The organism is Candidatus Deianiraea vastatrix (assembly GCF_007993655.1).
GTDB classification, from domain to species: domain Bacteria; phylum Pseudomonadota; class Alphaproteobacteria; order Rickettsiales; family Deianiraeaceae; genus Deianiraea; species Deianiraea vastatrix.
Genome location: NZ_CP029077.1, coordinates 513,120 through 537,295 on the forward strand (window position 1 = coordinate 513,120; position 24,176 = coordinate 537,295).

At 31.0% G+C, this 24,176-nt stretch carries 23 protein-coding genes and 2 tRNA genes; 5 read left to right on the forward strand and 20 right to left on the reverse strand.

Features of this window, described 5'->3' with window-relative positions:
* Positions 1-147: 147 nt before the first annotated feature.
* Positions 148-1,233, forward strand: a complete 1,086-nt coding sequence (locus deia_RS02440; protein WP_146820578.1) for a hypothetical protein — start codon at positions 148-150, stop codon at positions 1,231-1,233.
* Between the two features lie 41 nt (positions 1,234-1,274).
* Here deia_RS02440 and deia_RS02445 read toward each other — a convergent pair whose 3' ends face one another.
* The 14 genes from deia_RS02445 to deia_RS02510 all read right to left on the reverse strand — a co-directional run bounded on the left by deia_RS02445 (position 1,275) and on the right by deia_RS02510 (position 14,233).
* A complete protein-coding gene (locus deia_RS02445) occupies positions 1,275-1,955 on the reverse strand; it encodes an HAD family hydrolase (protein WP_146820579.1) in 681 nt (226 codons plus the stop codon).
* 2 nt (positions 1,956-1,957) lie between these two features.
* Positions 1,958-2,812, reverse strand: coding sequence for a signal peptide peptidase SppA (gene sppA / locus deia_RS02450; RefSeq protein ID WP_161982818.1), 855 nt, complete (start codon positions 2,810-2,812; stop codon positions 1,958-1,960).
* A gap of 316 nt (positions 2,813-3,128) precedes the next feature.
* Complete coding sequence (locus deia_RS02455) at positions 3,129-3,629, reverse strand: NUDIX hydrolase (protein WP_146820581.1); 501 nt, start codon at positions 3,627-3,629, stop codon at positions 3,129-3,131.
* A gap of 91 nt (positions 3,630-3,720) precedes the next feature.
* A complete protein-coding gene (locus deia_RS02460; protein WP_146820582.1) occupies positions 3,721-4,827 on the reverse strand; it encodes a S41 family peptidase in 1,107 nt (368 codons plus the stop codon).
* Positions 4,817-6,343, reverse strand: a complete 1,527-nt coding sequence (gene atpA, locus deia_RS02465; RefSeq protein ID WP_146820583.1) for a F0F1 ATP synthase subunit alpha — start codon at positions 6,341-6,343, stop codon at positions 4,817-4,819. Before atpA ends, deia_RS02460 begins: the two co-directional genes overlap by 11 nt.
* A 30-nt stretch (positions 6,344-6,373) precedes the next feature.
* Positions 6,374-6,766, reverse strand: a complete 393-nt coding sequence (gene rplQ / locus deia_RS02470; RefSeq protein WP_146820584.1) for a 50S ribosomal protein L17 — start codon at positions 6,764-6,766, stop codon at positions 6,374-6,376.
* A 60-nt stretch (positions 6,767-6,826) separates the two neighbouring features.
* Complete coding sequence (gene rpsI, locus deia_RS02475) at positions 6,827-7,477, reverse strand: 30S ribosomal protein S9 (RefSeq protein WP_146820585.1); 651 nt, start codon at positions 7,475-7,477, stop codon at positions 6,827-6,829.
* A gap of 12 nt (positions 7,478-7,489) precedes the next feature.
* Entirely contained in the window at positions 7,490-7,975 is a 486-nt protein-coding gene (gene rplM, locus deia_RS02480; protein ID WP_146820586.1) for a 50S ribosomal protein L13, read from the reverse strand.
* An 8-nt stretch (positions 7,976-7,983) separates the two neighbouring features.
* Positions 7,984-8,277 carry a 30S ribosomal protein S15 gene (gene rpsO, locus deia_RS02485; protein WP_146820587.1) on the reverse strand — a complete coding sequence of 98 codons (294 nt, stop codon included), beginning with the start codon at positions 8,275-8,277 and terminating at the stop codon, positions 7,984-7,986.
* 209 nt (positions 8,278-8,486) lie between these two features.
* Positions 8,487-9,353 (reverse strand): FAD-dependent thymidylate synthase, encoded by an 867-nt coding sequence (gene thyX / locus deia_RS02490; RefSeq protein WP_146820588.1) that lies wholly within the window; start codon positions 9,351-9,353, stop codon positions 8,487-8,489.
* A gap of 435 nt (positions 9,354-9,788) precedes the next feature.
* A complete protein-coding gene (locus deia_RS02495; RefSeq protein WP_146820589.1) occupies positions 9,789-10,730 on the reverse strand; it encodes a glycosyltransferase family 2 protein in 942 nt (313 codons plus the stop codon).
* Positions 10,727-12,145 carry a glycosyltransferase family 39 protein gene (locus deia_RS02500; protein WP_222912641.1) on the reverse strand — a complete coding sequence of 473 codons (1,419 nt, stop codon included), beginning with the start codon at positions 12,143-12,145 and terminating at the stop codon, positions 10,727-10,729. The genes deia_RS02495 and deia_RS02500 overlap by 4 nt, the downstream gene beginning before the upstream one ends.
* The gene (locus deia_RS02505; protein ID WP_146820591.1) at positions 12,123-12,962 is read right to left on the reverse strand and encodes a sugar phosphate nucleotidyltransferase; all 840 of its coding nucleotides are present in this window, start codon (positions 12,960-12,962) and stop codon (positions 12,123-12,125) included. Before deia_RS02505 ends, deia_RS02500 begins: the two co-directional genes overlap by 23 nt.
* Positions 12,959-14,233, reverse strand: a complete 1,275-nt coding sequence (locus tag deia_RS02510) for a UDP-glucose dehydrogenase family protein (protein ID WP_146820592.1) — start codon at positions 14,231-14,233, stop codon at positions 12,959-12,961. The genes deia_RS02505 and deia_RS02510 overlap by 4 nt, the downstream gene beginning before the upstream one ends.
* Before the next feature lie 59 nt (positions 14,234-14,292).
* Here deia_RS02510 and deia_RS02515 point away from each other — a divergent pair, with 59 nt between their 5' ends.
* A complete protein-coding gene (locus deia_RS02515) occupies positions 14,293-15,249 on the forward strand; it encodes a UDP-glucuronic acid decarboxylase family protein (protein WP_146820593.1) in 957 nt (318 codons plus the stop codon).
* A 169-nt stretch (positions 15,250-15,418) separates the two neighbouring features.
* Here the strand turns inward: deia_RS02515 and deia_RS02520 are convergent.
* Positions 15,419-15,495, reverse strand: a tRNA-Val gene (locus deia_RS02520).
* Between the two features lie 105 nt (positions 15,496-15,600).
* Positions 15,601-17,097: an Npt1/Npt2 family nucleotide transporter gene (locus deia_RS02525; protein WP_146820594.1), complete on the reverse strand. Its 1,497-nt coding sequence runs from the start codon at positions 17,095-17,097 to the stop codon at positions 15,601-15,603.
* Positions 17,098-17,194: 97 nt separating this feature from the next.
* Here deia_RS02525 and ligA point away from each other — a divergent pair, with 97 nt between their 5' ends.
* A complete protein-coding gene (ligA, locus tag deia_RS02530) occupies positions 17,195-19,198 on the forward strand; it encodes an NAD-dependent DNA ligase LigA (RefSeq protein WP_146820595.1) in 2,004 nt (667 codons plus the stop codon).
* Between the two features lie 6 nt (positions 19,199-19,204).
* On the opposite strand, the gene deia_RS02535 is transcribed toward ligA, so the two are convergent.
* Together deia_RS02535 and deia_RS02540 are read right to left on the reverse strand one after the other, a co-directional pair.
* A complete protein-coding gene (locus deia_RS02535; protein WP_146820596.1) occupies positions 19,205-20,230 on the reverse strand; it encodes an aspartate-semialdehyde dehydrogenase in 1,026 nt (341 codons plus the stop codon).
* 25 nt (positions 20,231-20,255) lie between these two features.
* Positions 20,256-20,341 (reverse strand) — tRNA-Tyr (locus deia_RS02540).
* A 119-nt stretch (positions 20,342-20,460) separates the two neighbouring features.
* Here deia_RS02540 and deia_RS02545 point away from each other — a divergent pair.
* Together deia_RS02545 and deia_RS02550 are read left to right on the forward strand one after the other, a co-directional pair.
* Positions 20,461-21,060 (forward strand): outer membrane beta-barrel protein, encoded by a 600-nt coding sequence (locus tag deia_RS02545; protein ID WP_146820597.1) that lies wholly within the window; start codon positions 20,461-20,463, stop codon positions 21,058-21,060.
* Positions 21,061-21,074: 14 nt separating this feature from the next.
* Positions 21,075-22,169: a cysteine desulfurase family protein gene (locus deia_RS02550; RefSeq protein WP_146820598.1), complete on the forward strand. Its 1,095-nt coding sequence runs from the start codon at positions 21,075-21,077 to the stop codon at positions 22,167-22,169.
* Positions 22,170-22,262: 93 nt separating this feature from the next.
* On the opposite strand, the gene deia_RS02555 is transcribed toward deia_RS02550, so the two are convergent.
* Together deia_RS02555 and murB are read right to left on the reverse strand one after the other, a co-directional pair.
* Complete coding sequence (locus deia_RS02555; RefSeq protein WP_146820599.1) at positions 22,263-23,093, reverse strand: hypothetical protein; 831 nt, start codon at positions 23,091-23,093, stop codon at positions 22,263-22,265.
* Positions 23,086-24,078: a UDP-N-acetylmuramate dehydrogenase gene (murB, locus tag deia_RS02560; protein WP_161982819.1), complete on the reverse strand. Its 993-nt coding sequence runs from the start codon at positions 24,076-24,078 to the stop codon at positions 23,086-23,088. Before murB ends, deia_RS02555 begins: the two co-directional genes overlap by 8 nt.
* Between the last annotated feature and the right edge of the window lie 98 nt (positions 24,079-24,176).

Genomic DNA, 24,176 nt, shown 5'->3' on the forward strand with positions numbered 1-24,176 from the left:
TTTGGTAAATAAAATAAAAATTAACATTTTATTATAAGTATATTTTTTTTATTGTCAAGCCTTAACTAAAATTTCACTACCTTTATATAAAAAAAACTTGAAAAATATTTTTTACTTCATATAATCAGTTGTCTTTGTTATGCTGTAATGAATTTAACTACTTCAAATGAAATAACTCAATACATAGATTATGGGTTTCATTTCACTTGTTTTATTGGAGAAAATAACAATTTTTCTGGCGTAATAAGATCGTATGATCAAGTATATTTTGGACCTTTTTACGGACAGACATTGGATTTAATTTATCCATCTGGCATTTGCTTTAAAATCTCAAAATCTGAGAATAATCAATTTATAATTTACCAAGGTATCCATTGGGGTTCTAATATGTACGGCATCGTAAGAGAGAAAAATCTAGAAACCGGAAAAATTCAATATTTTCAATATAAAGGTATCAAAAAAGACTACATTGATTTTACAAAAATAAATCAATTATCAAAAATAGAAATGCAGATAAATAACATGCGATATAGGTCAAAAATGCACGAAGATACTTTATTTGATATAGCAAAAATTGATAAAAATATCTTTTATAGAAATAGATATCTTGATAAAATAGATGATGATAAAATATTTTTTAAAAATAACTACCCAGAAAATGAAGAAAGATTCACCTTTTCGGTATCTGAGCATTTTAATAAAATGCAAAAACTACAAAAGTTGCATAATGTGATAAAAGATAGCCCTGCCCGAGCTTACGATTCCAATCCAAAAGAGGAAAATAAAGTTATATTGCAAAAATACAACCAAGAGTTGCGTATTTTTATTTCAAACGGCATGACAAATGAATCTCTTGAAAAAGGTTTTTTAGTTTCTGTTAAAAAAAGCAATCATAATAGCATTGAATATTACCTCGGCCATGGTCTAAAAAATAAAGATGGTAAAATTATGAAACATTTTTCCGGAATGACAAAATATTTTATCAATGAAAAAAGCATTAATACCAAAATTGGAATCTGGAGCGATGATATTGAAAAAGTTGCTCATTTTGTAAGCGGCAAGAATATAAATATGTGCTATTATAATGGTAAAAATATTTCTAGTGATAAATTTCCAAGTAAATATTTTGAAATCCTTGAAAAAGAATATGAAAAGATAAAAAAGAAGATGCCGCTTTTGTTAAAATTGAAGGTCAAAATAGATAAGAAGTTTAAAAATTCGGCAACCCTGTAAATACAATAAAATCATCGCCCTACTCTCTTTACTTATGGCATTTATCTACTTAGCTCATCAAGTAAATCTGATATATTGTGTAAATTTCCAATAAAATATATATAATCTTTGTATTTATCGGTTATCCACTCCGGCATTCCAACAAAAAGACCTGGGCAGCCGTAATTTCCAGCACATGCCATGTCTATCATTGTATCACCAACAAACCAAATATCATCTTTTTCTATAAAATCATTGAACATTTTTTTATATTGATCAACAATCTTAATTACACCATCTGGGCTTGGTTTTTTATTTTCAACATCACATCTTCCAACGAAATCTAAAAAATTATCTCTCATTCCAAGCTCGGCACATTCCCCATGAGCTATGACAGACTCTTTATTCGTTACAACCCCCTGTTTTATGTTTAATTTTGCTGCTTTTTCAACCAAATCTTTTGCCCCAAGTAGCAATTGTGCTTCAAAGCCAAAATTTTCCTCATTATAATATTCTATATATTTATCAGCATTTTCATTAGAATATTTACCGAATAATTCAATTACCCAATCACAATCTGGATCGCCAGTTGAGCTTAAAATTTCACTTGTTGAAAGTGGTGATTTTGAGCAATCAGCTCTTAATCTATTGATAACTCGTGTTATAACATCTGCAGTGTCTGCAAGTGTATTATCCCAGTCGTATATTATTAATTTTGGAAGTTTTAAATGTTGTTTTTGCATACTTAATACATAAATTCTTTAAATTCTTTTTCTTTAAATGACAAAAGAAGTCCTTCTGTAAAATTTTGACCAATGTGTTTTGCAAATGAGAAAAATTTTGTACTATCTTTTTCTGGTTTTAAATGAATTTCAGACATTTTAATATCTTTTGATACCAATTTTTGATCAATTAACCACTTTAACGCATCATTTTCGTTTCCTATTTCATCTATTAGCCTATATTTTAAAGCTGACATTCCAGTGAAAATCTGACCCTGGGAAATAAAATCAACCTCCTGCTTTGTCATACCTCTTCTTTCGGCAACGATATTTTTAAATAAATCATGCATTTGCGTTATTAAATCTTGCTCCATTTTTATTACATCATCTGATATTTTCTCAAACATATGCGGAGATCCTTTAATTGGACTTGTCTTTATATAGTTCATTTTTATGCCAAGTTTTTGAGCAAGCTCAACTATTTCAAGAGACTGAGTATAAACCCCAATTGAGCCTGTTATGGTACTATTCATTGCAAAAATATGCCTTCCAGCCACAGCAATCATGTAACCACCAGATGCAGCAACGCTTTCCATGCATACAACAACCGGTTTTTTTTCATCAATTTTTCTAATCAATTGAAAAATTCTTTCACTAGGCTCAACCGATCCACCTGGGGAATTTATGCTTAAAATAACAGCTTTTATGCTATCATTGCTTTCTATTTTTACAAGTGAATCGTATATATCTTTATCTTTGTGTATAACGCCTTCAATTGCAATATGTGCAACGAAGCCCTTTGATATTTTTATATCCGGCATTGATGATGAATTATAAAAGTGAAATTTTTTAAAACCAATTAGACATAAAAGTATCACAATTAGTATAAAAGAAATGGTGAAAAGTTTTTTAAATTTTTGATTTTCTTGAGACGTGTTTATCAAAACGGAAACTATATTTGGATCAGTATTTAACAATGGAATTGTATTATTTTTACTAATTTGAAAGAATTTTATAAATTTTGATAATTTATTGTATATTGCTTTGTAAAAAAACTTAATTAAATTGATAAATTTTAGCAACAATGTACCAACAAAAGGTACTTTATAAAAAATATTAAATGCGTATAAAAAACTGTGAAGTATATTTTGTATATATTTTGTATTTTTAATTTTGTTTATTAAGTTTTTTAAATTAATCATTTTCCAAAACAAAAGATTTAAATTCTTCACTTTCTACTATTGATTTATACTCGCTAGGATATCTTAATAATTTGCTATCAATATTTTTTACATCAACCCATTCATTACCGGAAATTTCATCTTCAAAAACATGCTCATGGTCTAAATATTCTTCGTTAATCTTGCAAAAAAATATATAAAAATTATTTTCTTTCAGAGCAAAAAGCTTCACTATTGTTGGCTTTATACCGATTTCTTCAAAAGTTTCACGCATTGCTGTATCTTCTGGAGATTCATATCCCATAGCAGTTCCGCCAGGTATATGATATTTTTTTGTTTTTACCCCCTTTGACATTAGAATATAGCCATCTTTATTTGCAATTATGCAGCCAGCATTACCGTGTTTTTCAGGTTCAATATTGTGAATTTTTTTTCCAATTTCTATCCTTATTGTAAAAATAAAATATGCACAAATAATTAATAGAAATGCAAGTAACAGAAAAATTTTTTTCATGTAAAAAAAAATAATGATTAAATCTCTAACTATAAAAAATAAAAGTCAAGTGAAAATAGATTAACCAACTTATATAAAATAAATTTACAATCTAATAATAAGATGTTATTATTTTCTCTGCAACCTCTTTTTGATTACATGAGTCCCGACTACATATAACAGCCGGATTAATTCCAACTTTATTAATTTTATTTCCATTTGGCGTTAAATACTCGGCAATTGTAAGCTTAATTGCTGTTCCAGGTATTGAATTTAGCGGTATAATATCCTGAATAACCCCCTTACCAAAAGTTTTTGACCCTATTAAAACTGCACGATTATTATCCATCATGGCTGCTATAAACAACTCACTTGCGGAAGCCGTTCCTTCGTCAGATATTATAACAATTGGTATTTTTGAATAAAATGGATCAAAAAATTCACTATCTGAAAAAATTTTATCCATTTTACGATTTTTATAAAGTATTTGAGCGATTACTTCATTATTATGTAAAAAAAATGAAGCCAAATCCAAAGCTGGCTCCATAAGGCCACCTGGATTTCCCTGTAAATCAATTATCAATCCAAGGGGTTTATATTTTTTTAATTTATCCAACACTTCTTTCATTTGAAAAGATGTTGAAGCGGTAAAAGATTTAATTTTTATTATTGGCATTCTGCTCATTTTATCAATTTCCACTGTTTGATGAGATATCTTGTCTCTTCTGATCGATATTATTCTATTTACATCGTTATTCATGACAGTCAAAGTTATTTTTGCACCAACTTCTCCTTTCATTAATTTTGATATTTCAAGTAAATTAAAACTGCTAATTTCTTTACCATTAATATTTATTATAATGTCATTTGTTTTTAATCCAGATTTCTGAGCTGGTGAATCTTGCAAAACTGACATAATCATCGCCCCATCTTGATGTTTATTTATTTCAACGCCTATACCGCCTATTGAATTTGTTACACTGTCGGAAAAATATTTATAATCATCTACATCAAAAAAATCAGAATACTCATCAAGTTCAGATGTAATAGCTCTAACCATTGCATGTGATATTTTTTCTTGATTTACAGGTTTTATATACTTATTTTTAACAATAGATGAGACCTCACCTGCAATATCTTTCATTTTATCATCTTCGTAGCGATTAAAAAATGAGCAAGATGATATAATAAATGTTAAAATAATTGCTCTATATATCATTGATTGTTGTATTTATTAAATTAACTATTTTTAATTCAATATCTTTTGTTATGTCTAATTCTTTTGTAATTGAAGCAAAAAGATCTTGATTATTTTGGAAATTATCCAACAGTTTTTGTTCAAAAATCCTAATTTTATCAATAGGAATTTTTGATATAAATTCATCTTTAGTTGCATACAAAAGACACACTTGCTCAGCCATCTGTAAAGGACTTAATTGATCTTGTTTTAAAATTTGAACTAATTTTTGACCATTTTCAATTGTCTTTTTTGTAACATCATCTAAGTCTGATGAAAATTGGGCAAATGCCTCCAATTCTCTAAACTGCGCAAGATCTATTTTTAACCTACCAGAAACTTTTTTCATAGCTTTCGTTTGAGCTGCCGAGCCAACTCTTGAAACAGAAAGCCCGATATTTACAGCAGGTCTCACACCCTTTAAAAACAAATCCGTTTCAAGGAAAATTTGACCATCTGTAATTGAAATTACATTCGTTGGTATATAAGCGGAAACATCGTTTGCTTGAGTTTCAATCATTGGAAGTGCTGTAAGCGATCCAGAACCTTTATTATCACACATTTTAGCTGCCCTTTCAAGTAATCTTGAATGCAAATAAAACACATCCCCTGGATAAGCTTCGCGCGCCGGCGGTCTTTTCAAAAGCAAAGACATTTGTCTATATGCAATGGCATGCTTTGTTAAATCATCATATACAATCAATGAATGCATTCCGTTATCCCTGAAATATTCAGCAATAGAGCATCCAGTGTATGGTGATATAAATTGCATAGAAGCAACATCGGAAGCACTTGCAAATACTATAGTTGTATATTGCATAGCATCATTTTCTTTTAAAATCTCAGCTATTCTTGCAACATTTGACATTTTTTGCCCTATTGCAACATAAACGCAATACATTCTTTCTTTTTCCGGAAGATTTTTATTAATTTTTGCTTGATTTATAATAGTGTCTATTGCAATTGCAGTTCTTCCTGTTTTTCTGTCGCCTATTACAAGCTCTCTCTGCCCTCTTCCTATTGGTATTAACGCATCTATTAGCTTAATTCCTGTTTGCAAAGGTTCGTGTACTGACTTTCTATCTATTATACCAGGTGCTTTTATTTCAACATTGGAAAATATATTTGATTTTATCTCACCCAAGCCATCTATTGGATTTCCTATTGCATCCACAATTCTTCCAAGTAAATCAAATCCAACCTTTACGGATAGTTGAGAACCAGATCTTTTGACGATATCAGACTGGGAAACATCCGAGTCTTTCCCAAACAAAACCGCTGATATTTTGTCAGATTCAATATTTAAAACCATGCCCTTTGCACCAGATGAAAAAGAAATCATTTCACCAATTGCAACTTTATTTAATCCAAAAATATTAACAATTCCATCGGATACAGAAAGAACCTCTCCAGACTCCTCTAAATCATCAAGTTTATTAAAAGATGAAATTGAATTTTCAACAATTTTTAGAAAATCAGAAATAGCTGGATTTGACATAAAAATAAGGAAAAAATCTACAAAATATTACTAACTAATTTTGCTGGACTGTTTTTTCGTTTTACTTTCAAGAACAAATTGTATAACCCCAACTGGAGCACAGTCACCATATCTAAAGCCATTTTTTACAACCCTAGTGTAACCACCATTTCTTTCTTTGAAGTCTTTTTCAGCCATTTCGATACACTTTTGTATGGCAACTTTTGTATAAAGCTTTGACTTTAACAATCTAATTGCATTCAACTTGTCTTTTGTTTTTGCAATTGTTATCATTTTTTCAGCAAAAGATCTCAACTCCTTCGCTCTACCAAGTGTTGTTGATATAGTTCCATGTTCAAAAAGAGATGAAGCTAAATTTCTAAGCATAGACATTCTATGCGGCGTATTTCTACCAAGCTTCCTAGATTTTACCATATGTCTCATAGTGTTAAATAAAAAGAAAAGATTAAAAAATTTTTATTATTCTTATATACAAAAAACATATTACCTCTTTGAATATTGTTCTCTTTTTCTCGCCTTGCGAAGACCATACTTCTTTGACTCAACAACCCTTGAGTCTCTTGTAAGAAGTCCAGCATGTTTTAAATCCATAGATAACTTTGCATCAAATAAAATTAAAGCCCTTGACAAACCAAGAGATATAGCATCTATACATCCAGTCATTCCTCCGCCGTTTGTTGAGATCGAGAGATTAAAATCGGATATATTTAAAAGAGAAGTGGCAAAAGGTATCTCAAGTTTTTTACTATAAACAGACCTAGGACCAAAAAAGTCAACAAAATTTCTTCCATTAATAGTTATAACACCAGAACCCTTTTGATCTGCGATAGACAACCATACCCTTGCAACGCAAGCTTTTCTTTTGCCAACAGCATGAAAGGAAGAAAATGAATTTTTAATTGTTTTTTTGACAACCGTCTTGTTTTTAACACTTATATTGTCTGAAGAAATAGATTTTTCGGATACAGAACTAACCTTTTGTGAAGGCTTTGCAAGAAGTGTGGCTTTTGCCGTTTTAGTCGATGTTGCAATTTTTTTTGTTGCTACAGAGTTTGAAGATGTAGGAGTTTTTTTTGCTGGTTTGGTTGCAACAACTTGTGATGCATTGTCTTCTGTTTTTACTGTTTTTGGCATATAGATATAAAATTATTTTACCGAATTTTTTCTATTTAAAGTTGCAAAATCTATAAGAATTGGATTTTGCGCATCATGACCATGATTGCTTTCATTGAAAACTCTGAGATTTCTAAACATTTCCCTACCAAGCGTATTATGTGGCAACATTCCTCTTATAGCATCTTCCAAAATCTTGTAAGCTTGATTTTTATAACAAAGTTGTTTTGGAGTTAGAGTTTTTAGTCCACCAGGAAATCCTGTATGTCTATGGTATTTTTTTGTGTTATACTTATCTGACGTAAAAATAGCCTTTGAAGCATTTGTAATAATTACAAAATCACCAGTTATACAATGTGTCGTAAAAACTGTTTTATTTTTACCACGCAAAAGAGATGCAACATAAGCCGCCAATCTACCAACAACAATTCCAGATGCGTCAATTAAAACAAACCTCCTGTGCTCGGAGTTATTTGCGTGCTTAGTTTCATTTGCGGATTTTTTATAAGTCGTCGACATATTATTAATTAAACTTTACTACTATATCTTATATTTAGAACATCAATTAACTTTTGGAATTGGGCAATTTCACCAGAATTCCTTAGATACTTTAACAACTTTCTTCTACGATGAACAATTTGTATAAGCCTTCTTTTTGCGTCATGATCCATTGGAAATTCACGAAGGTGTCTAGTAAGATATGATATTTGATAAGTCATCATAACTATCTGGATTTCAGAAGAACCGGAATCATTTTCATGACGCTTAAACATTTTAACAACATCCTCAAAAGAGTATATTTTTTCAGCAGAAGAACTCATTTTCAAACAAAAACAAAATCGTAATTCACTACATCAGAGAGTATTATTTTTATTTGTCAAGTTTTTTTTATTATTTAATTCTTATAAAATTTTAAATTCTTTTTCTTTTTTAACAATTATATTTTTTAAGTATATATTAAATAATGAAAATCTTTATTTCCATATAACGAAGAATGTTATTGAAAAAATAATTTTTAATTCACCAAAAACTACCGAATAAATTTTTCAAGCTTTGTAATTAATTCTTTAATATCGCCCTTTTTTGAGTCTTTATTTTGCTCGATGTAATCTTTGACTTTGTCTATATTTAAGCAAGATTTTATCACCTCAAGATCTATTGCTGACATGTTTTCAGACTTTACTCTATAGTCCATAAATGCTTGATAAACAACCGGAACCCAGATTTTAACTATATCCAAAATTGCAAAGGCGAATTGCTGAATTTCCTTTTGTGCATGGCTATCTGCTCTGAGGCGAAGGAAGTGAAGAAGGTTATGAAGATCTATCTTCCAAAAAAACTCAGTATATGTATTTTGTGGCAAAATTGTTCTTGAAAGCTCTCTTGCAAGTAGTTTTTTATTAATTAAATCATCGTAACTTTCAAAAGCATTAAGGCAGTTTTCTTGTATTATATTTTGGCATTTTTGGGCTATATCATCTGACAATTTTTCACCACTGCCTTGATTATTAATTGCAGATTGCATAGCCATTCTATCAAGCTCGGGAACATAAAATTCGTCTTTAATAATTGAATATCGCGCCGAAATCTCGTTTATATTTGCCGTTCTATGACGCATCCACTGACGAGCGATAAAAATTGGCATCTTTAAATGCAGCTTTATTTCGCACATTTCAAAAGGTGTTGTGTGGTGATGACGCATTAAATATCTTATCAATCCCTCGTCTTGGTTGACTGTTTTTGTGCCTTGCCCATAGGAAACCCTTGCTGCATTTGCTATATCGCTGTCGCAACCCATGTAATCTACGACGCAGACGAACCCGTGGTCTAGAACTTGTTTTTTTTCGCCAAGTATTTTGTCAATTTCGACAACTGTATTTCGATTTGTGTACTGCATAAAAAAAGTTTCTTTTACTGTAAAAATATTTTTTTTATTTGCAAATACTATTTTCTCTATTTGTTAATAAATCTATTTATAAAAAAACTCAAGAAGGCACAAATAATAATACTGCAAATTTGAGATATTGATGGATTTTTTACACTAACAAGAAACATATCAAACAAATAAGATCCAATAAACATTATAAAAATTTGAGTTATAAAAATCTTACAAAGTGCAAAAATTTCAAAATGTTTTCTAAAAACAAAAAATCTTATTACAAAAATACTTATCAATATTGATAAAAGAGATGATATATAAAATATTAAATCAATGTTAAGAGTTAATTTAGAAAAATAAATAACATTAAAAATTAATACATTGCAAAATGAATTAAAAGCCCCACCTATGATAAATCTTATTTTTTCACTTTTCATTAAAAGCGATAAAAGACTATATATTTTCTTTATTTTTAACAACATACAACATTCTATCTTTTGTTTCTGTATAAATTCTACCTACATATTCACTTAAAATTCCAATGTGAATTAGTATAAAGCCATTAAAAAATAATACAATTGAGAGTATAGTTGCAAGACCTTTTGTTTCAGAAAAGCCATACAATAATGTCTTAATAACAACAAAAACAAGGAATATCATCGCAAATAGTGATAATAAAAATCCACTTACAAGGCTAAGACGCAGGGGCTTTGATGATGATGAAATAATTGCGTCAAAGCCAAGAGTAAAGAGTTTTTTGTAACTCTGAGTTGGATTTCCAGATAAGCGATCAGGTCTTTTAAAATAGATTTTTTTCACCTTAAAGCCCATCCACCCCCAAATACCTCTAACATAGCGATTTGTTTCACTCATTTGCTTAAAAGTATCGAGCATTTTTCTATTTACAAGCCTAAAATCTCCTGCATTTTCTATTATTGGCCTATCTGAAAAGAAATTCATTAATTTATAAAATATTTTACAAAAAAATCTTTTAACAAAAGATTCATCACGCGCAGACCTTACCGCAACAATGCTATCAAAGTCTCCTGTTTTTATCTCAGTAAGCATTATGGGTATTAACTCTAGTGGATCTTGTAAATCACAGTCAATTGGAACTGCATAATCTTTTGTTACATGACATAATCCGCATGATAAAGCAATTTCTTTACCAAAGTTCCTTGCAAGCTGTATAGTTTTGATGCGTGAATCTGTTTTTGCATATTTTAACAATTCTCCGTAAGTTTCGTCACGGCTTCCATCATCTACACAGATAATTTCCCAATCATCAGTTATATCATTGGCTGTTTTTATCGCTTGTTTAAAAAAATTATCTATAACGCCGTCTTGATTTTCATTATAAAACGGAACAACAATTGCAAGTGATTCTTTTTTCATAAAACTGTATATAAAACTTTTTCTGGCTTACATTTTTTAAACTTGAATACAAAATCTTTTTCCTGTACTTTGCAATAGTTATAATCTTTAATTTCAACACTAGATATTGATTTATATTTTGATACTTTTTTAATAAACTTATTCATTTCACTTTCAGAATTTGCAACAACTATAATTGCACTTTTTGGAAAATCATTTTGTTTATCTAAGGTAAACCATGCATTTTCCTCTTCATTTGCATTAATAAAAAATGATGGTCTTTTCTTGTGATATACATTTATAATAGATCCAAGCCAAATTTCACCTGCAACGTATATATTTTTGCTGTCATTTTCATATGTTAATTTAGCATCACTGTTTACGATTTCAACAAATTTCTCTGAATCAAAATCACTTCTTGTAAATGGTCTAAATGCTGTAATCAAAGAATACATTCCTGCATATATTATATTAAGTATAATAATTATATTTACAATATTTTTCCTTTCCTGAAAAATCAATCCAATAAAAATACAACAAATAATCGACCACATTGTTTTAGTTGAATTTCCAGTTACAAGTGCGTATAATGGAAATACAAAAAGTGGCAAAACGCATATAAACTTTACAAAATTTAGCGACAAAGCTTCTTTATTAAATTTTAATCTTTTAACAATCAATAGTGGCAAAATTGGCAATAATAAAAACATTTCACCACAAAATGTCAATAAAGCCTGATATATTCTATTGTTTTGTGTATTTACAGATCTTGCCATTGCATATTTAATTGTTATAAAATCATTATTATATAGCCATATTAAGTGCGGAGTAAGTAACATTAAAAAAATAGCACCGCTTAAATAAAATTTCCAGTTTTTTATAGCATTTGCGTAAAATATTGAATGTATGAAAAATATACCGATAAAAAGAATGCTGGTATATTTTGCCAAAACACACAAAGTTGAAAACACTGCAAGTAAAATCCAATATTTAGCTTCATTTTTTGTAATTGATAACAGATAAAAGTAAATAGATGCGCTAATTAGTGGAATAAGTAATATATTTACATTAAATTCAACTGCATAAATGCTAAAAACCGGAGAAAGTAAAAAAAGATAATAAGGTATATTATTTTTGGAATTAAAAAACAATAAATCGGAAGTTTTTTTTACAAAATATAACGCAATTGTAATACATAATGTTGAAAGAAAATACAATCCAAAGCTTCCCATTGCAAGAAAGAATATCTCTGCAATCCATGCCGATAAAGGTGGATGTTTATTGTAACTCATTTGCCATTCATGACCCCAAGATATAGCCTCAACGGTATCAAGTGGTAAGGAATTTCTCAAAATACATGGAACTAAGCTCCAAAATAAAATATATAAAAGTAGCCAGAAAAATGACTTATTTTTATTTGTTAGTATTTTTTCCATCATTTAATATTACATTAATTTTCTTTATAAAATCTTGATTTTCATCTTTGATATAGCAAGCTGCATTTGCGAGTATAAAACCCATATAATTACCGCAGTCAAGTCTACTTGATTTAATATCTATATTTAAAATATCTTCTTCTTTAAGTAATGAAGCAATGGAATCTGTTAATTGAATTTCGCCGTTTTTACCTACATTTCCAGATGAAAGAAGGTCAAATATTTTTCTACTTAAAACATATCTTCCAATAATACAACGATCAGAGCTGCGGCTTTCTTCCAAATTTTTTGGCTTTTCTATAACCGAAACTGCTTTATATATTGACATTTTTTCATCACTACTGAGTACATCATTTCCCGTTACAACGCCATATTTTGATATATCTTGAGCGTCTTCTTTTGTTGTAAGTATAATATTTTTACCATTTTTATAAAACTCATCTACAACCAATTTCATTCCATTTTGATTAAATAAAAATTCATCTGGCAGACAAATAGCAAAAAAATCATCATTTATTAATGATTTTGCTCTTAAAACTGCATCACCAAGACCGTTACTCTCGTCTTGTATAACATATATAAATTCAACATTTTTTTTATCACATTTAATTAAATCTCTTGTTATTAAGCCTTTTTTCGAGTTTGTTACAAAAATAAATCTCTCAATACCAGCTTCCAAGCATTCATCAATTATAATTTGCAATATTGGCTTACCATTTATGCCAAGCAACTCTTTTGGCAAAAATCTCGTAAATGGATCAAGCCTTGACCCAGTTCCTGCTGCCGGTATAACAACTGTATTAATCTTTGTTTTCATAAGTGATAATATTCAATTTTATTATTTATAATCTCATTTTTATTGCAAATATTTCTAAAATCAAGAACAATTTTACAATCAGGCAGACTAGACCATTTTATTTCATGAAATTCAGCCCATTCTGTTAAAACAACAACAATTCGAGCATCTTTAATGCAATCTTTGGCATTATCTGAATATTTTACCCTATCGCTACCTATTAAGTGACGCATTTCATCCATCGCCTCTGGATCGTAAGCTGTTATTGTAATATTCTTATTGTCGGTTAATTTCTTTACAACATCAATAGCGATAGAACATCTAATATCTGAAGTATTTGCCTTAAACGCAAGACCTAGTAATGCAATGTTTTTTGCGTTTTTATTTTTTAATTCATCTTCAATTTTATCTAAAACAAATTTCTTTTGATCGTCATTAGATTTTTTAATATTCTTTATAATTTTTAAATCAAGACCGGATTGTTCCACCTGATATTCCATTGCATCAATGTCTTTTGGAAAACAAGAGCCACCAAATCCAGGACCTGGGTTTAAAAATTTATCTCCAATTCTTTTATCCATTCCAACGGCCTTTAAAACGCCTTGTGAAAAAATTCCTTCTTTATCGCAAAATCTAGATATTTCGTTTGCAAATGCAATTTTTGCAGCAAGAAATGTATTTGATGCATATTTTACAAGCTCCGCACCTTTAGTATCCATAAAAACAATTTTTTCACTTAATATACCACCGTAAAGATTAATTAATTTACTCTTATCAAACTCAAGAGAATCGCAGCCAATAACAACTCTATCTGGGTATAAAAAATCATCAACCGCACTACCCTCTCTTAAAAATTCAGGACTGGAAACAACGGTTAAATGTGGAATTTTTTCTTTTATTTTTGCATTTGTTCCAACTGGAACTGTGGATTTTGTAATCACTATCGCATTATTATGAGCAATAGATGCAATTTCATCAACAGCTTTAAAAACATAACTTAAGTCTGCATTTTGGCAGTCATTTAAAGTTGGTGTGCCAACGGCTATTACATATATATCTATCACTTTTGGATCTGTAATATCTGAAAATTTCTCTATAAATGCTATATTTTTCTTATTTTTACTAAATAAATCATCAAGTTTTGGCTCGTAAATTGGCATTTTTCCGTTTTTAAGATCGTCCAATTTTTTTGTATCTTTTTCAATAAATGTTACATTATGACCAAAGCTTGCAAATGCAAAACCAGATGGCAAGCCCACATATCCACAACCAATGACAACAATATTTAGCATAAAAAATATTTGACTTTCATAAAATATCAATTTACATTTAAAAATAATTTGCAAGTTAAATGAAAAAAAATATTCTAATTACTGGTGGAACAGGCTTTCTTGGTTCGCATTTGTGCCACAAATTATATCAAAACAAAGAAAACAATATAATCTGTGTCGATTGCAATTTTACAGGGGATATAATAAATGTTAAAGATTTACTAAACAAGGAAAGATTTACTTTTATAAATCACGATATAATAAATCCAATAGATTTTGATTTCAAGATTGACGAAATATACAACCTTGCATGCCCTGCTTCGCCAGATCATTATCAATTTAAAAACGCAATATTTACAACAAAAACAAATGTTATCGGTGTTTTAAATTTATGCGAACTTGCCAAAAAACATGGATCGAAAATACTTCAAACCAGCACATCAGAGGTATACGGAGACCCAAAAGAACATCCTCAAAAAGAAACATATTTTGGAAATGTAAATCCATGTGGAATTAGATCGTGTTACGACGAAGGTAAAAGATGTGCAGAATCAATACTTTTTGACTATCACAGAAATGATGGACTTGAAATAAAAGTCGCTAGAATTTTTAATACATATGGGCCAAAAATGAATATCAAAGATGGCAGAATGATTAGTAATTTTGTTGTAAAATCTTTACAAAATGACGATATTGAAATATATGGAGACGGCAAGGCAACAAGAAGCGTGTGCTATGTTGACGATATGATTGATGGATTTATAAAATTAATGTCTTCAGATAAAACAATAACAGGGCCTGTAAATCTTGGAAACACAAACGAAAGAAATATATTATATTTTGCAACCATGATAGTAGAAAAAACATCGTCAAAATCAAAAATTATTTTTAAAGAAAAAAGAGGGGACGACCCAGTTCAAAGAAAACCAGATATAACACTTGCGAAAAATTTATTGAATTGGAAGCCTTTAGTTTCTTTTGAAGATGGCATTTTCAGGACTATAGAATATTTTAAAGAAATTTTAAAAATTGCATAAGATTTTTCCCAAATATACGAATCAAGAGCTTACGTTAAAGCATGCTATTTTGAAGTGTAATAATAAAAATACTTACCAAGGAATTCGATATCGTGAATTTTTTATTAAATGTCAAAGTTCCAATCTCAAAAATAAACTTTGGTAATTTTTATTAATTTGCAAATTAGAATGGTGGGTGACGAGGGATTCGAACCCCCGACATCTTCCTTGTAAGGGAAGCGCTCTAACCAGCTGAGCTAGTCACCCTTTATGTATTTTTACCTTAAAATAAAACAAATAAAAGTCAAGTGTTTTATTTTTTAAGCAAGGCAATATAAAATTATATCACCTTGCCCAATATTTAATATATTGCTATATATTTTTATCAAGAACTTTTAGTTTATTTGAAAGCCCTTTTACAGCATATAGCCAAACTATACACATTACAACAAAAACTCCAGATGCAATAGGTGCAATTGAAAGAACATTTGTTGTTCCCATTACCATAAGAAGTATAGTCTGAGTTAATGCGCCACCAGATTTTCCAAGGCGTCCACCTATAACATCAACTGCTGCTTTACCTTTTGATTTAAGCTCAGGGTCAAGTGGAATATAAGCCATTTCCTTTGTTGGATCAAATAGGCAGTATTTTGCTGCTTTTGAAGCAATAATAACACCAGCACCAACTAAAGCTGCTGCGTAAATTGGATTTGAAATCAAGTGTTCCATTGCACCTTTTGCAAATATAAATCCAAAGAATAAACCGCCAAGAGCAAGTATTACAACTGGAGTAAATGCAGCACTAAAGAACCATCCAAGTCTTCTTAAGATGTTTGAACCAAAGAATAATGCAAATATAATAGTTGCAACGCCAGTCCATGCAGAGTAGCTTCCCATGAATGCATTCATTGCGTTTTTATCAGTTCCAAAGAATAGTTTTACTTGGTTTTTCCATTGAACCTCAACTAAATTAATTGTTATACCATAACAGATAATAAGCGATGCGATAAGACCAAGTTCTGGTGAAGTGAAAACGATTTTCGCACTTTCAACAAGACCAGGTTTTTTCTTTTTACCTTTGGTTTCCTTTGGTGGTTCGAAATATTTTGGATCAGTTAAAACGCTAGTGTGCATCCATCTGAATATACCCATACAAATAACACCCATAACAATTGCGATAGATATTAAAGTTTTAAGTGACCAGTCCCATTGATCGCTTCCTGCTGGAGTAAAATTTCTTGCAAGCTCAGCAGAATATTTTACTGTAATTCCAGACAAAATTGTTGAAATATTTGCAACAACAACGAATAAGCCGTAAAATCTTTTAGCTTCGTTCATTCTAACTATATAGTTGGCAAATTGCCAAAATGAAAGAGATAAAAGCATAGATCCCCAAAGTTCAGACATTATAAAGAATAATGAATATGCCCAGTTTTGATAGATTTTAATAAATCCAGCAAGCCTTGGATAAGATGCGATTAAAACTTCAACGCTTTCAGCAGATGGTTGAATTGCTGATAAATTTGGATTCAAAACAAAAGCAAAAAGACCAAAAAATGCCAAAAATGGTATCATTGTTGCGTAAAAAATCTTTTCCGCATTAAACACATTACTCATTTTTACATAAAGAACAACGAATAAAATCGCCATTGGAGTTACGCAATAAGTCTTTAAGAAAGTGATAGTTCCAGCGTCAGCAGCTGTCAAAATCAGCGTATCTTTCGTGTTTCGAAACGCAGTGTAGTTAAACAAAATACAAAACATTAACAAAGCAAGCGGAATGAATTTCTTCAGCTCGTAGTTATGAATTGGCCACAAAAGTGCCCGTAAACCCTTAAATTCAGATTTACTTGTTTCAGCTTTCGCCATAAATAAAAACAAAAATTTAAAAATCACTAAAACAAAAAAAACTATTTGCAAGTTATTTTTTTTAAAATATAAAAAAACAGCATTAAATTTGATATTTATGAAGCAAAAAAATAAAGAAATTAGCAAATTAAAGGCGGAAATTGAAAAACATAACAGACTTTATTACAGCGAAAATAGCCCAGAAATATCAGATTATGACTACGATTTACTTAAAAAAAAGCTTGAAAATTTACTGGCAGGTGATGAAGATTTATTTGGAAAGACATACATGGAAATTGGCTATACTCCATCGAATAATTTTGCAAAAATTGAGCATAAAATTCCAATGCTTTCGCTAGACAACGCATTTGACGAAAATGATGTTATGGAATTTGAGAAAAAAATACGAAAATTCTTAGGCCACGACGAAGATTTATTCTATACAGCTGAGCTTAAAATAGACGGTCTTTCGTTTTGTGCAATTTATAAAAATGGAATTTTAGATAAAGTTTCCACTCGTGGTGATGGAAAAATTGGCGAAGATATTACAAAAAATGCAATCACAATCGATAATTTTCCGCAAAAACTTGATAACCCTCCAGAATTTTTAGAAATTCGTGGCGAAATTTATTTATCACGATCAAACTTTGAAAAACTCATACAAACGCAAATTGAAAATGGAGAAAAGCCTTTTGCAAACAGCAGAAATGCAGCATCCGGATCACTTAGGGTCTTGGATAGTCAAATTACAAAAAACAGAAATCTCAGCTATTTTGCTTATAATATCGCACAAATATCGGATGATTTTGCTATTCAATCGCAGTCAGAATCCCTTGAATTATTAAAAAAATTAGGCTTTAGAGTAAATGATGTATTTTTAGGTAAAGCAAAAATTGATGAATGTTTAAAATTTTACGATGAAATAAATAAAAAACGATATGAAATTGACTATGATATTGATGGAATAGTGTATAAAGTTGATGAATTTATATTACAAAATAGACTTGGTAATACCAGTAAAAGTCCAAGATGGGCAATTGCTCATAAATTCGCTGGAAACTACGCAATTTCTCAGATTTTATCGATAACAAACCAAGTTGGAAGACTTGGAAATATAACTCCCGTTGCAAATCTTACGCCAATTAACATAGGCGGAGTCGTTGTATCGCGCGCAACCCTGCATAACTACGATGAAATCGCAAGACTTGGCGTTTCTGATGGCGATTTAGTGAAGGTCACTAGAGCCGGCGATGTTGTTCCAAGAGTGGTAGAGGTAATTGAAAAAAAGTCCGATAAAATAACGCAAATTCCACAAAACTGCCCATGTTGCAATAGTGTTTTAGTAAAAGACGAAGATTTAGTTGCGATAAAATGCGAAAATCCTAGCTGTGATGAGCAAATTATTCAAAAAATCATTCACTTTGCAAGCAAAGATGCACTAAACATTGAAGGACTTGGAAAAAAACAAATTGAACGCTTTTATGATTTAAAAATTATAACAGATTTACCAAGTATTTTTAGGCTTTTTGAAAAAAAAGAGACAATTTTAAGCCTTGATAGAACGGGTGAAAAATCTTTTTCAAACATGATAAACTCAATAGATAAGGCAAAAAATACATCACTTGCAAAGTTTTTTTATAGCCTTTCCATTCGTCATATTGGCGAAACTGTGTCTGAGATTTTAGCAAAATATTTTCAAAATATAAACAATTTTTTAAATCAAATCACAAACCACAAAGAAATGTATGAAAAATTAAAAAACGTAGATGGAATAGGTGAAAAAATGGTTATTGAGCTATGTAATTTTATAAAAATTGAATCAAATGTAGAAATGATAAAAAAGCTTTGTGAAATATTAAATATCGCAGATTATATCGAGAAAAATAGCACAAAATATTCTGGAATGAAAATAGTTTTTACCGGAACGCTTACAAAAATGACAAGGCAGGAAGCCAAAAATACCGCATTAAAACTTGGTTTTGAGGTCTCTTCCGCTGTATCTAAGAATACAAATTTTTTAGTTGCCGGCATGGATTGTGGGTCAAAATTAAAAGATGCACAAAATCTTGGTGTAAAAATTTTAAGCGAAGACGATTGGCTTGAAATGACAAAAATGCAGTAATCTATTTTATATTATTTTACTTTCTATCATTAAAAATGCTATTTGAACCGCATTTAAGGCCGCACCTTTTCTTAAATTATCAGCAACTACCCACATATTTAGTCCACTTTTAACAGATGTATCACGACGAAGGCGCGAGACAAAAACAGCATCACTTTTACTGCATTCAACTTGCGTTGCGTAAATATTTTCACTAACTCTGTCAAGAAGTATTAAATCATCAGAATCGGAAAAAATCATATTTATATCGTCCATGTCAAAGTCTTCCAAAAACTCAACATTTACAGATACCGCATGACAATTAAATACAGGAACTCTTACACAAGTTGCTGAAACTTCTATAGAATTATCTAAAATTTTCTTTGTTTCAACTTCCATTTTCCACTCCTCTTTTGTTTTACCATCTTCTAAAAATTCGTCAATATGCGGTATACAATTAAAAGCAATCTGGCGAGTAAATTGCTCCGGAGCAACAGATGATGTCTCGTAAATCGCCTTAGTTTGATAATAAAGCTCATCCATTGCTGCCCTACCCTTTCCAGACACAGCTTGATATGTACTTGCTACAATTCTTTTTATTTTATAATCTTTATGCAATTTTGCAAGTGCAACAAGCATTTGTATAGTAGAGCAATTCGGATTTGCAATAATTTTAGTTTTTTCTGCCAATTTTATATCTTTTGGATTAACCTCTGGAATTATCAAAGGAACGCCATCTTGCATTCGAAAAAATGATGTATTATCTATCACATAGCAACCTTTTGAAGTTGCAATTGGAACATAAACTTCAGAAACCGCCGATCCTGCTGAAAAAAATGCAATATCAACTTTTGAAAAATCAAAGTTTTCAAGTAAGTCAACTGTTATTATCTTTTCACCAAATGACATTTGCTTGCCAAAAGAATTTTGCGAAGCAAGAGCGTAAACATCATTAAATGGAAATTTTTCTTCATGAAGTATTTCTAAAATCTCTCTACCAACATTACCACTTGCACCAACAACAGCTATATTGTATTTCTTTTTTTCTAACATAGTAATAAAAAATAGGAAAGCGAAGTGGTGGAGGAAGTAGGAATCGAACCTACGAACTCGTACGAGAGCTGATTTACAGTCAGCCGCCTTTGACCGCTCGGCCATTCCTCCAACAGAACTTTACATGTCTTTTTTTAAAAAGCAAGATATATTTTTTTATAAATTTAATTATAAAGAACTTGATTTTTATTTTTTAGTATGTAACATAGTATGTATTTTTTATTTTTTAGATGCGGTCATTTTTATTTGCGTTATCTTTTTTATTCTTTGTTGAATCTTCATCTGCAGTTACTATTGTTACACCTTATGCCGGTGGCTCTTTGTCAAGATATTCAATAGATTATGTAACAAATAATGGCGTAAATTACAACAATATGTTAAATTCAAATTACAACATGTATGGATTTTTCTTTGGACTTGATATAAATCCATATATAAGTTTTGAATTCAATTACGATCAAAACATTTCAAGAAGCGGCAAAAATACAAGCGGTGAATATGGAATTACCCACACTTCTGGAAAATTAAATACAACAAGATATGATTTTATAGGGAAAATACCACTTTTTCTTGATGTAAAATTCCTATTTATCCTTGGTATGGCACAAGGGTTTAACACAGCAAGCATCCAATCTTCTTCAACTACTATAGATAGTAGATTTAAACAAGGCGGATATGACTTTGCCCCAGAATACGGAATAGGTGTAATGGTTGATCACGGAAATAATTTATTTGCTAAATTTGAAATCAGAAAACAAACATTAAAATATGAAGGTATAGCAAACGGCGGAAATATAATTTCAATAGGTGCTGGTTATAGATTTTTATAATAAAACTCGTATTTATGGCAAAAATTTACATGGATTACAACGCAACAACGCCAGTTTTGCCAGAAATTTTAGATGAAATGAAAAAGTTTCAAAATTTGCCACTTAATGCCTCAAGCACACATTATTATGGACGTATGGCACGAACTGTAATTGAAGATGCGCGTCATGGGATTTTGCAGGCAATTTTCCCTAAAAACCATAGTAAATATCGACTTATTTTCACATCAAGCGGCACTGAGGCAAATAATCTTGCGATTAATTCTTTTTCAAGTAAAACAATTCTATATTCAAGCCTTGAACACAAATCTATCAAAAAGCCAATTATGATGGGTAAAAATGCCGATAAATCCTGTGAAATTCCGGTATTGCAAAATGGTGAAATTGACTATATCGCAATGGAAAATTTGATAAAAACCCAAGCCCCATCGCTAATTTCTGTAATGCATGCAAATAATGAGTGTGGCGTTATTCAAAATATTGATAAAATTGCTGAAATATGCAGGAATAATGGGCTTTTTTTTCACACAGATGCGTCGCAAAGTTTTGGTAAAATTAAGTGCAATTTTGATGAAATCTTGCCTGACATGATAACTATTTCAAGTCACAAAATCTACGGCCCCATAGGAGTTTCTGCATTAATTTACAAAAGCAATGTGCAAATTATTCCGCAAATTTTGGGCGGCGGTCAGGAGTTTTATTTACGCTCTGGAACGGAAAATGTTGCAGGTATATACGGCTTTTCTTTGGCTTGCAAAATGGCAATTTCAGATTTTCCAGAAAAATATAAAAATATTGCAAAAATGCGTGATGAAATAGAGAAAATCGCAGTTTCTAAGGGCTATTTTACATTATGCCAAGGTATAAATCGCATTCCAAACACAACAATGATATGCAAAAATGGACAAAATACCTCGATGCAGCTTATGTTTTTTGATCAAAAGGGGATAATGGTAAGCGGCGGCTCAGCGTGTTCATCGGGTCTTGTTGAAAGCAGTGAAATATGTCAAAAACTTGGCTTAGATACTGGTAATTCCTGCAGTCAAATCCGCTTTAGCCTTGGGCTTTTTACGACCGATGACGAGGCTTGCTTTGTCTGTGAAAATTTGTGATTTTCACATTATAAATCTCATTTTTAGTTAATATATCAGATTTAATCAGTATTTCTCGACACTTTACATCGAAATCAACTTTAGCTTCAAGGTTTAAAATGGACAATCCGTTTCTTCATCCACACTATTTTCAGTTGTTTTGTCTATACTATTTTTTGCTTTTTCATCGATGCTGTTTGCAAATCTTGCAAGGGAAAGCCCGAAATCGAAGAAAATTTGGAGTTGATTTTCGGTTGGCTCGGGGTTGTTTTGAGAAAGCGTTGCATTAAAGGCGTGCCTGATATTGCAATTATTGACAAAATTAAAAAAACCACTCACAGCATCACAATTTTTGCCAGTTTCACCTTTAAAATTCAGCTCTTTTTTCAACCTCTCCGTCCTGCCATTTTTTTCAAGGTAGTTGCATAAATCTTCAATAGCGTTTTTTCTGTCTTCAAAAGTGCTGGATGCGCTGTAAAATTTGTTTTTAATGCGGATTATTTCGTCATCGTGGGATAGCTCTTTTTTAATGCCAGAGTTGATTTCTTGGCTTCCTTTTCGAAAGATTGCCCATTTTTCACTACCGTTAGCGTATTTTGCAATTATTTCCAATTCAAATTCATCGTCAAATAATATGCATGCGGTTTTAATACCGTTAAGCCTTGAATCGTCCATACTTACCCAATGTTTACTTACTGGATGAAAAAATCCTGTATGGTAATTCTTTTGCAGGCAATAATAATCAAAAAGATAAAACGCTTTATGAATTGGGTCTGTTATGCTATTTTGGATTTTGTTCCATTTGTTTCTATATATTATATCGTAACTTAATATTTCTTTACATAAATCGTTAACATGTCTAACACCTTCAGCAAAATCCCTAGATTTTATCGCTGGAAATTCATTTTCTTCGCACAGTCTTTTTCTCATATCATCATTAAACATCGCCACCAATTCTTTCAACTTCCCACTCAAGTTTTACGCCGAATTTATCGAATATTTTTGCAATTACGAGGTTTCCAAGGTTTTCAAAATCAGATGCCGTTGCGCCACCTTCATTTACGAGGAAATTGCAGTGTATATCGGAGATTTTCGCGCCTCCATGCGAAAGCCCGCGAAGCCCAGCTTTGTCAATTAACATCCAAGAGTGTATTTTGTCGCAATAAAAATCGTCATTTTCCCTTGTGCAATCGAAGTTTTGCCCAAATTCTTCGCAGATTTTCTCAAATGAGCTTTTTGTAAAAAATCGTGGATTTTTAAAAGTGGAACCAACGGTTTTTCGTCCAATTGGCTGGGTTTTCTTGCGTTTTTGCGAAATTTCGTCCATTTTTACAAAAATTTCATCACTTTTTGCAATTTTTCCTTTAAAAACCGCCGATGTGAATATAAAATTGTGCCCAATTGCAGTCTTTCTATATGAAAAACCCATATCAGCATTTGTAAAAGTGCCGATATTTCCGTCAAAATCGACATAGTCAACGCTTTGTAAAATATCTTTAATCTCACCGCCATAACACCCAGCATTCATGCGGATATTTCCACCAATTGTACCCGGAATTCCTATTAAAAACTCGCATCCAGAAATGCCGTTTTCAGCGCAAAAATTAGCAAATGTCAAATCAAGCGCGCCACAGCCAACTCGAACCAGCCCATCGCCCAAATTTTCCATATCTGTAAAGCCTTTTTTAAGCCAGATAGTCAGGCCGCGCAAAATTCCATCACGCACTATAGTATTTGACCGCGCGCCAATAACATTAATCAAAACCCCATACTGCGTCGCAAGTTTTAGGCTTTGCGAAAGCTCGTCCACGCTTTGAGGGCTGATTAAAATTTCAGCCACCCCGCCGCAGCCAATCCACGATGTTTTTCCAATATCCGCCCCATATTTTACCTTAGTAATTTGCTCTAATTTTGCTTTAAAATCGGTCATATTTGTCATTTTTTGAAAATTTAATATGTATTTTAATAAAAATCAAGCCTTGAATAAACATATCCTGAGTTGTTTCTTTAATTTTATTTAAAAAATAG